10 protein-coding genes are annotated in these 8806 nt (G+C 67.8%); all 10 read right to left on the minus strand.

Annotated features, from left to right (window positions below; all coding sequences use genetic code 11):
• Positions 1 to 32: 32 nt before the first annotated feature.
• The 10 genes from K8O92_03960 to K8O92_04005 all read right to left on the minus strand — a co-directional run bounded on the left by K8O92_03960 (position 33) and on the right by K8O92_04005 (position 8778).
• Positions 33 to 1424, minus strand: coding sequence for a hypothetical protein (locus K8O92_03960; GenBank protein ID UAK33159.1), 1392 nt, complete (start codon positions 1422 to 1424; stop codon positions 33 to 35).
• Positions 1421 to 1738 (minus strand): hypothetical protein, encoded by a 318-nt coding sequence (locus tag K8O92_03965; GenBank protein UAK33160.1) that lies wholly within the window; start codon positions 1736 to 1738, stop codon positions 1421 to 1423. The genes K8O92_03960 and K8O92_03965 overlap by 4 nt, the downstream gene beginning before the upstream one ends.
• A gap of 99 nt (positions 1739 to 1837) precedes the next feature.
• Positions 1838 to 2137: a YbaB/EbfC family nucleoid-associated protein gene (locus K8O92_03970; protein UAK33161.1), complete on the minus strand. Its 300-nt coding sequence runs from the start codon at positions 2135 to 2137 to the stop codon at positions 1838 to 1840.
• Between the two features lie 26 nt (positions 2138 to 2163).
• Entirely contained in the window at positions 2164 to 2520 is a 357-nt protein-coding gene (locus K8O92_03975; GenBank protein UAK33162.1) for a hypothetical protein, read from the minus strand.
• A 16-nt stretch (positions 2521 to 2536) separates the two neighbouring features.
• Positions 2537 to 3322, minus strand: a complete 786-nt coding sequence (locus tag K8O92_03980; GenBank protein ID UAK33163.1) for an ESX secretion-associated protein EspG — start codon at positions 3320 to 3322, stop codon at positions 2537 to 2539.
• An 11-nt stretch (positions 3323 to 3333) separates the two neighbouring features.
• A complete protein-coding gene (locus tag K8O92_03985; GenBank protein ID UAK33164.1) occupies positions 3334 to 5172 on the minus strand; it encodes a hypothetical protein in 1839 nt (612 codons plus the stop codon).
• A gap of 552 nt (positions 5173 to 5724) precedes the next feature.
• The gene (locus K8O92_03990) at positions 5725 to 7395 is read right to left on the minus strand and encodes a hypothetical protein (protein UAK33165.1); all 1671 of its coding nucleotides are present in this window, start codon (positions 7393 to 7395) and stop codon (positions 5725 to 5727) included.
• 126 nt (positions 7396 to 7521) lie between these two features.
• Positions 7522 to 7965 carry a hypothetical protein gene (locus K8O92_03995; protein UAK33166.1) on the minus strand — a complete coding sequence of 148 codons (444 nt, stop codon included), beginning with the start codon at positions 7963 to 7965 and terminating at the stop codon, positions 7522 to 7524.
• Entirely contained in the window at positions 7962 to 8453 is a 492-nt protein-coding gene (locus K8O92_04000) for a DUF6301 family protein (protein ID UAK33167.1), read from the minus strand. The genes K8O92_03995 and K8O92_04000 overlap by 4 nt, the downstream gene beginning before the upstream one ends.
• Positions 8454 to 8493: 40 nt before the next feature.
• Positions 8494 to 8778 carry a hypothetical protein gene (locus K8O92_04005; GenBank protein UAK35421.1) on the minus strand — a complete coding sequence of 95 codons (285 nt, stop codon included), beginning with the start codon at positions 8776 to 8778 and terminating at the stop codon, positions 8494 to 8496.
• Positions 8779 to 8806 lie beyond the last annotated feature (28 nt).

Consider the following 8806-nt stretch of genomic DNA (forward strand, 5'->3'; position numbering starts at 1 on the left):
GAGACCCTCCTGTGTGCTGTTCGGCACTCGCGTCAGAGCGTGAGTTCCTTATCGGGCGGTGGTTCCGATGTCGTGTCGGCCGCGCCGACCACCGGCAGCGAGACCCCTTCGATCCGGCCGACCACTTCGTCGCCGTGCCGGCCGGTGATCATCTGGCCGCGCAGCGCGTCGGTGGTCGATTCGCCCTCGCGGGCCAGTCCCGCGCCACCCATGGCCCCGCCGCCCATCGGCATGTATCCGCCACCGGTTCCGGTCCCCGTCGCAGCGGTGCCTGCCGCTGTAGTGGACATCGCCGACGACGTTCCCGGGCCGGTACCGGGCGCTCCCACGCCGATGCCGCCCAACGAGCCGCCGGCCACTCGGGTTCCCGGCCAAGGGTTCAGCGGTGCGGCGGCGGCGATCGCGCTGCCGATACCACCGCCGATGCCACCCACGCCGCCCGGGCCGCCGACGGCCGAGTTCTTCTTGCCGTCCTCGCCTTCCGCGGGCTCGCCTGTGCCCTCGTGCCCGCCAGGGGCGCTGATGGGTTTCGGCGCGAGCAGTGACGGATTCGCCGCCGCCAGCTGCCCCAGCGATTGAACGACCTGTCCGGCCGTACCGATCAGCGGCGTGATCATGCTCATGAGCTGGGTCAGCTGTTCAGCCGACTGCACGCCCGTCGGCGCGTTGGTGATCGGAACCTTCTGCCCGGCTTGCGTCATGCTCGCGCTGTGCCCGACCATCTCCGCCTTCGTCTTGGCGGTGATCGCCAGCGCCTCGGTCATCGCCTCGATCGCGGAGGCGACCAGGAAACCCTGTCCGCCAGGAGAAGCTGCCAGCAGCGGCGCGAAGGCCATGGTGGTGGAGAACTTCGCCATCACCGCCGTCATCAGGCCCGCGCCCGTGAAGACGCTGCCTGCGGCGTCGACGAGCACCGACTTCTCCTGCGCGCTCTGCGCCGCCAGCTTGTCGGCGTCGGTGCGCGCCTCACCGGCCTTCTTCGCGGCCTCCATCGCCGCCATGCCCTGCCAGACCGTCATCAAGGTCTGCACCAGGGACGAGCCGACCTGCATCACGGTCTGCATCACGGTGGACACGTTCTGCAGCAACTGAGTCGGGTCGACCGGCGGCGGGGGTGGCGCCGCGGCGGTGTCACCGGCCTGCGCGGGCGGAGGTGGCGCGCCGAGCTGACCGGTGCCGAACGCGGAGGCGAGATCGGCGAGCGGACGCATGAGCGCGTCGAGATCGATCGTCGGCAGCGGCGGCATGTCCGGCAACTGCACGAAGGCCGGAATGTCCGGCAGCTGCGGTAAACCCATGCTGTGCAGGACATCGTTCACCGGCATGTCCAGCATGGGCGCAAGAGCGCTGCCCCGCAGCAATTCCAGGATCGTCGGATCCAGCGGATCGGCGCCGGGCGGCGGAGTGGCTCCTGGCGTGGTCATGACTGCGTGCGGACCGCTCCGATGGCCGCCCCCGAACCGCTGTCGGCGCCCTCGTAGGTGGCGGCGGCCTGGTGCGCCGTCAGCGCCGTACCCGCGTGCACCGCCGCCAGTTGCGCCACCGACGACAAGTGGTTGGCCTGCGCGAAAGCATACGAGACGAGGAACTCTTGGCCGATCAACCCGAACACCGGCACCACCGCGGCGACGGTCGCGGCTTGGTCGGCCGCCGCGATCGCTCCCACGCCGGCAGCCATGGCCGCCGATTCACTTCCGTAGACACGCAGCGCATCCGGGACTACTGCAATGTGGCTCATGATCATCTTCCGATCCCGAAACATCCCCCGACGTTTCGTATTCAACTTTACCTAGCGAAGACCGCATATCACGATCCCGACGTGGTTAACATCCGGTGACTACCCGGTGGCCTCCTCATTGAATGTGGTGATGAGTTCACCACGCTCCGAGAAAGCCCTGTGCGCGGCCGCCCGCGCGGTGTCCACAACCGTTTTCTCGAACTCGTCCGGCGAAAGTTTTGATATCGCGGCGGAAAAGCTCAGTCCCACCAACGCGGCGTTACCGTCCACTTCCGCGGTCACCGCGCCGTCGGGCGATGTCTCACTCACCCGGATACCCTTCATGGCATCGTTGAGATCGGTGAGCCGGTAGAGCTGATTGCGCACCCGAGCGATGAGCTCGTCCATTGTTTCGACCATGACAACCTCGCGAATTCTGCTGTTGCTCAGACGGATCGGAGCCAGCTCTGTGGTTCGGTGTCGTACTCCTGTTCCTCGATGATCTCCTGCCTCGCCACCTGCTGTTCGGTGGGCAATCCGGTCAGCGCGAGCATCTCCGAGGTCCATCCCCACTGCTGCAACTGCGCTCGCCGAGCTAGAGCGGCACGGTTCGCCGCCTGTTTGCACAACCGCAGGATCTCGCCGGCCAGCGCGTCCGGATCGCGGCGCAATTGATCGGCGTCGATTTCGATGCCCAACGGCAGGCCCATTTCGTTGGTGCGCACCGAAATCGAGCCGGTGAGCGAATTCGCCGTGAATTCCGCCGGGAAATCACCCGGCTGTCCGGGCTGCGATGCGGTCATCGGAATTCCACCCCCTCTATCCTCGTTCGTCTTTGATCGCGCGGACGACTTCGGCAATGCGCGCGTTGATCACCGAGACAACACGGCGTTTATCGGCCGCCATCGCGACCGGAGGATGCCCGTCATCGATCACATAACGGCCGTCGTCCACGAGATCCCGCCATTTCAGGCGATGCCGGGTCATGCCGCGCGGGCCGAAGATCGAGTGCGCTTGGAGGACGTCGATGAATCCGAAACGCTCGGCCGGAGCCGACCGGAACTCGGCCGAGCGATCGTGCACGGACGCCTCGAACGAATCCCGCACCGACGAGGAGCCGTAGTCGTAATCCAGATCCAAGCCCTCGTTCTCGTCGGCGAGCACGATATCGGCCCGCTTGCCCGGGTCGGCTTCCGGCAGCGCACGCACGACCACGTCGGCCAACTCCACCGCCGCGCACTCGGTGACAGTGAATCCGCCGCTGTGGCCGACGGTTTCACCCGGCAACTGGGTGACCAGATACCCGCGATCGGCACGACGTGCCGCCATCAGCCGCACGTTGTTCGCCACGTTGGTGTAATCCCTTCCGTCGAAACCCAGTACCCGGACGCGAATGTCCGGGCGATACAGGTCCGCCAGCATCTCCCGCATCGCCGGAGTCGAGGAGGCGCGCAGAGCGGCACGCACCTCCGCTTTTTCGTTGCGGTAGTCGTCCAACAAGGGTGTGCGGCTGGTGAAGGAAAACGGCCTGGGCGGGCCGGGCTCGCCGAAATCCTCCCAGAGCACGACGAACTCCAGGTCGGTGAACCGCCATGTGTGCGTCATGAGCCCGGCCGTCATTTCTCGACCACCGGTTTCGCCACGACCGGAGCCTCACCGATCGCCTCCTCGAGATGCTCGGTGGAGTCGAGGTAGTCGGCGCGCTTGTGCTCCTTCTGCTGTCCGCCCGCGGCGGCGCCGGGGCCACCCATCGGCATGCCGCCCATCGGCGCGCCGGGCATTCCCGCTCCCTGCGCGAGACCCGCGCGCACACCAGCCGCCGTGGCGGCGATGTCCGCCGTCGCTCGGGGAAAGAGTTTGGAAGCTCGCTCGAGGTTCTGCCCGGCCGGTGGGTTGGCACTGCCGATGCCCGGCCCGGGGCCGCCCGTCGCCCCCTTCCCCGCCGCACCCATCTTCTTGGCGGCGTCCTGAATGTCTTTCAAACCTGGTGGCAGACCGGGCAACCCGGCGAGCGCGCTCTGCTGCGCGATTTGCTGGGCGGCTTGTTGCGCCGCCTGCTGCGCGGCCCCTGCCAATTGCTGCCCGAGCTGCTGCGCCTGCTGTGCGGCTTGCTGTGCGGCCTGCTGAACCGCCTGTTGGGCGGCTTGCTGGGCCTGCTGCTGCTGTTGCGCGGCGGCGCGCTGCTGGTCCTGCTGCTCGGCCGTGCGGCGCGCCTGCTCCAGCGCTCTCTGTTGCTGCTCCAGTGCCTGCCGCTGCTGATCGGACTGCTGTTGCGCGGACCGCAGAGCCGCCAACTGTTGCTGCGACGCTCCCGGGGCGGCCGTGCCGGGTGAAGCCGTGCCCGGCGGGCCGGGCGGGCCGGGCGGCGCTGGAGCCTGCGCGGGCCGCACCGTTGGGGCCGGAAGGACCGGAATCGCCGAGTTCGTGTGCTTGATCCCCTCCGCGTACCAGTTCTCGAAGCCCCTCCGGTGCCACAGCGTGAGGCAGCTGTCTTCCTGGATTTCGCGGTCGACGTATCCGCCCCGGTCCCGCGTCTCACCGGGCATGAACCTCTTGGTCTCGGCCAGCCAGCCCGCGGTGTAAGTCAGATTCTGACTCATCACCCGCATGCTGTTGGTCAGCGCGGTGGCCTGGGACCGATACGTGTTCGCGGCCGCGATCGCCGCGTTGATACCGCCCTGGCCCTGCGGGGATTCCCACGAACCGTCGAGCGGGAACCGAGCCAGGCGGTTGTTCAGATCATCGAACGTTCCGTCGAGCTCGACGGCCATCCATTCCCAGACTCGAGCGTCCTGGATGACCGCCATGGAATCGATGCCGGTTTCGAAGGATTCGAAGAACGGGTGGTCCTTCTCGTGCGGGTTCTCGACTTCGATCGGAGTCGAATCGCGCCCTTCCCGCGCGCCGGAGAATTCCTCCATCGCCCGGAACTCGTCGCCGCGGCCGTTGTTGTCGGCATCCTTCGGGGCCGGCGCCTTGGTGTTGTAATACTGCCGATCGGTCATGAAGCCCGGGATGTCGTTCTCTATGGCCGTGGGAGGCGTCGCGGGATTGCCCCCTTGGTTCACATCCCCTCGCCGAGGCGTGTTGTCCCGGATTCTGCGGAACTCGGCGCCCGAATCGGTCTCGGTCTCGTTGTACTTCTTGCCCGCCGCCAGGAAGGTCTCGCCCATGGCGTTCAAGATCTCCAGGAACCGCCGGAGGATGTCGTCCAGATCTCCGGCCGCCTTCGCGAACTTCGCCTGCAGGAGGTAACTCGACTGAGCGGCGCCGAAACCCCTGGGATTCTGGACATCTGCCACATGGCGCTTGACCAGCTCCACGGCGTTCGCCGCCGCGGCGGCGAGTGCGGCCGCTTCCCCGGCCGCGCTGTCGCTGAGCTTCAGTGTTCCATTGTGGGCCTGCTCCTTCAGGCGGGTCCACGGGTTGTCGGTCTCAGGCCTCGGGGGCGGCATGGGTCACGCTCCTGACCAGGTACTCGAAGATCCCGAAACAGCGAAGGCAGACCACCACTGCTGGGAATAGCTCCTGGACAGCGGCACAGCGAACGGCGATATGATGCCGAGGTCCGACCCTGGAGACACAGACTCCGACCCGCACAACTGAATCCACCCCCCACGTGGGCGTCGGCTATGCGCGCGCCACGGCACGCGGTCCCGTCCGCCTCCGCGCACGGGATCACCCTTCTGCGCCCGGCAACTCATACGCTGATGACCCTCCTCATCGCTGCGCGCCGCGACCGGCGGTGCGCCACACGTCAATATGGCAGCCGGTTCTTACGGCAGACCGAATATTGTCTTAAGACGCACCAACGATTCTATGGGTACTCGGGGCGACCCCGCATGTACAGACCCGAATCTCGGTAGCCGCATGCGCGACTCACCACGCCGGATCAGCGGGTTCGTACTTCGCTCCGCAAGAAACGCGGGATCCGCCGGCACAGGGCGCGCCTCCGGATGACCGGCGGTGAGCAAAACGGTGAGGTTATGGGTTCGACCGATTGCGGCTCAACGCTTTTCGCTGTTCGACCACGACGCTCCCACCGGACCGTGCCGGTCCCGGAACCGGCGCTCGAACTCGGCGATGTATACCGATGGCGCCACCGAGGACGAAGACCGTTCCAGCACACCGTCGTCCGCGACGTAGTAGATCGCCCGGCCGATCGCGATCTCGCCCGGTTGGACCGGGACGTACACCATCCAGCCGACGCTGATCCGATCGGCGCGCAAGTCCTCCAGCGCATAGTTCGCGGTGTCGGCGCCGCTGCTCCGGATGAATCGCTCGACCCGGGCCATCGCATCCTCCCGCGCCATCGGCCCCGGTGCTGTCATGGTCACCCCGGCCATGGTGAGCTGGAAGAAAGCGGCGTCGACGTCGAACTCGCCGTCGTCACCGAACACCTCCGCGAGGATGTCCCGTGTGACGACACCCGCCTCGGCCGCGGACACGAGGCCGGCGACGGCGACGCGCTGCTCGGCGGTCGAGTCGTCGCCGAGCAGGCCGCTCACGATGTCCACAACCGTGTCCGAGGTCCACACGCCCGGTACCGCTTCCACGAACCGGTCCGGCCCCGGTGACTCGCCGCGGTGCCAGCGGCCCTTCTCCCACCAGTAGCAGAACGACAGCAAGCCGCCGGCGGCGCGGTGGTTCACCACCTGACTCGCCACCCACTCCGGCGCGCCCGCGTACAGGTCGGGCAACCGGACACCGCCGTTGTACGCCGCCGCCAGTTCCGGCGCGTTCCACACTCCGCCCGAGAGGACGGCCCGCCCACCGGGCAGCGCGTACAGCGAACAGCCGCTGCGCTTGCTGCCCTCGAACCAGCTCAGAGACGGCAGCAGACGTGGGCCCCACTGCGACCCGGCCGCCACGAACGCCGCGGCGAGCACCGCCCACCGGGCGGCCATCAACGGGAACGCGGGCAGGTCGTCCTCGCACGGCACGGCGCGCACACCCGCCTCCCGGTCCGCCCGCGCCTGCGCCGCGGCGATCTGCGGAGGCCGCAACTGACGGTCGTCGTGACCTAGGTAGGCACCGAGCCACACGGGCAGCGAATTCCGGGGATACGCCACCAGATCCGCGAGGTAGACCTCGGGCGGGAACAGCTGATCATCCGGGAACGGCTCGTCGCCGTAGTCGTAGTCGACTTCCATCCGGCCCGTACCGGTCAGCGTGAACAGCAAACGCCACCAAGGCCCGTCGCCCATCCCGGCCGACAACTGCCGGTGCTCCCGGACCAGCGCCATGATCTCCGGCTCGGGGGTCACCCGTACGACGCGTTCCTGATCGGCGGAGTAGACGGCCAACGCCACCTCGGCGGCCACCGTCAGCGCGAACACCGCATCCACCCGCTGCCAGCCCGGCGGACCGCCCGCCCCCAGCTCGCGAGCGAGTTGATGCATGAGCGCCTCGGCTCGCTCGGCGGCATCCGCCACGGGCGGGGCTTCGGAGAGAGTGAAGCCCACATCGGGCTCTTCCCCCGACTCGGCGTCTTCCCCCGACTCGGCGTCTTCCGCCGACGGGTCGGCCGGACCGGTGGCTACCACTTCGGCCGACCGCTTCTCGCCTGCGGGCGGTGTCGCGGAAGTTGTCGCGGAAGTATCGGCGGGATCGTCGTGGTCCGGAGCCGACGCGGCGCGGGGCTCGTCACCGGATGCCTCGCCGCCTGATCTGGTCACGTCGCGGAAATCCCCTCATCTACCGCATCGGAGCAGGCGCGCACGCCACGATGCCTGAGCTGTGTTCGTCGTTCATCCTGGTTCGTCGTTCATCCTGGCACAGCGCCGGTTCGCGCGCGGCGCGCGTCAGGGCTCCTGCCGCAGGCCCAACAGCGGCAGGTCCAGCTTGCGATTTTCCAAGCGTTCATTCCATGCGGTGTAGGCCAGGGCGCTGGGCGCTCGGATACCGAACCCGTCGCGCAACCCGGTGACGACCATCTCGGCCAGCCGCCGGTAATCGGCCGAGGAACTCGGCCAGGGCAGCTCGGCCCACCAGTTGCTGTGGCCGGCATCGCGTGCCCGCCAACCCGAATCGGCGATCAGCGCGCGTCCCGTGGCACCGGCGCGCAAGGCGGGGTCGAGCCATTCGTCATCGACCAACTCGGCCGAGAGCGCGTCGTCGAGCTGTAGGAATTGGGCGTATCGCCGCCGCGCCCCAGTCTCTGTTTCAACCAGCTTGACGATGGAACCCGCGCGCAGGGAGGCGAGTTCCGCGGCCAGGCCTGCGGCAAGGTCTCCCCACCCGCTCAACTCTGTTCCTGCCCCTCCAACTCGACTGCCTGATCGTGCAGCTTCAGCCAATAGTTGGCCACCAGGGACAGCTGGACCGATCGTCCCAGATCCTCCAGCACCAAAGTCGCTTCCGGACCCGCCCACCGGACCTCGGCGGTGGGGCCGGGGATCCGAGCGGTCGGTTCACCGAGAGCGCCGGTCAAGGCCGCGACCATCGCCACGAATGCGTCCCTCGAACGGGCCTGCCCCTCCGCGTCGTTCGGGGCGAAATCGGTGACGCGCAACTTGATGTCGGCGATCGAGCCCGAACGCCCATGAATCTTGCCGCTGGCCATCCCGAATCCGGCGTCCAGCATCGCCCGGTCCGGATGGACGGTCAGCACTTTCCAGCCGAAAGACCCCGCCAGGCGCGGTATCGCGTCCATCGGCTGGGAGGCGTCCAGCGCCCGCAGGCCGACGGCCAGGTCGACGATTTCACTGTCTGTCAACGCGCGCCATTCGGTCATGGGCCCACCTTAGGTCGTGACATCGGTGACCACCGGCCGATCACCGCGCCTGCCGACGCCGGTTGAGCTCCTCGATCTTGCGGGCCAGCGCCTCCTTGCGCTCGCGGGCATTCGAGCCGTCGAGCTGGCCGGCGAAGGCCGCGCGCGCCGTGTCGACCAGCGCGTCCGGCACGTCGGGATACGCGCGGGCGATCGCCCACAGCGCGTCCTCGGTCTTCATGTCGAGACCGGTCTCCGTGCGGATGCCACCGCCGGTCAGTACGGAGCGGAGCATTTCGTCGAAATTCTCCCGCAGTTCGTCATCGGTCGGATGGTCGATACGCATCATTCCTCCTCACGTCGATGGTTACGTT

The organism is Nocardia asteroides, from assembly GCA_019930625.1.
Classification (GTDB): domain Bacteria; phylum Actinomycetota; class Actinomycetes; order Mycobacteriales; family Mycobacteriaceae; genus Nocardia; species Nocardia sputi.

Coding starts and splice junctions, on each gene's coding strand:
- K8O92_03980 (UAK33163.1), bottom strand. CDS start 3,322: ATGACGCACACATGGCGGTTCACCGACCTGGAGTTCGTCGTGCTCTGG.
- K8O92_04005 (UAK35421.1), bottom strand. CDS start 8,778: ATGCGTATCGACCATCCGACCGATGACGAACTGCGGGAGAATTTCGAC.
- K8O92_03985 (UAK33164.1), bottom strand. CDS start 5,172: ATGCCGCCCCCGAGGCCTGAGACCGACAACCCGTGGACCCGCCTGAAG.
- K8O92_04000 (UAK33167.1), bottom strand. CDS start 8,453: ATGACCGAATGGCGCGCGTTGACAGACAGTGAAATCGTCGACCTGGCC.
- K8O92_03965 (UAK33160.1), bottom strand. CDS start 1,738: ATGAGCCACATTGCAGTAGTCCCGGATGCGCTGCGTGTCTACGGAAGT.
- K8O92_03970 (UAK33161.1), bottom strand. CDS start 2,137: ATGGTCGAAACAATGGACGAGCTCATCGCTCGGGTGCGCAATCAGCTC.
- K8O92_03960 (UAK33159.1), bottom strand. CDS start 1,424: ATGACCACGCCAGGAGCCACTCCGCCGCCCGGCGCCGATCCGCTGGAT.
- K8O92_03975 (UAK33162.1), bottom strand. CDS start 2,520: ATGACCGCATCGCAGCCCGGACAGCCGGGTGATTTCCCGGCGGAATTC.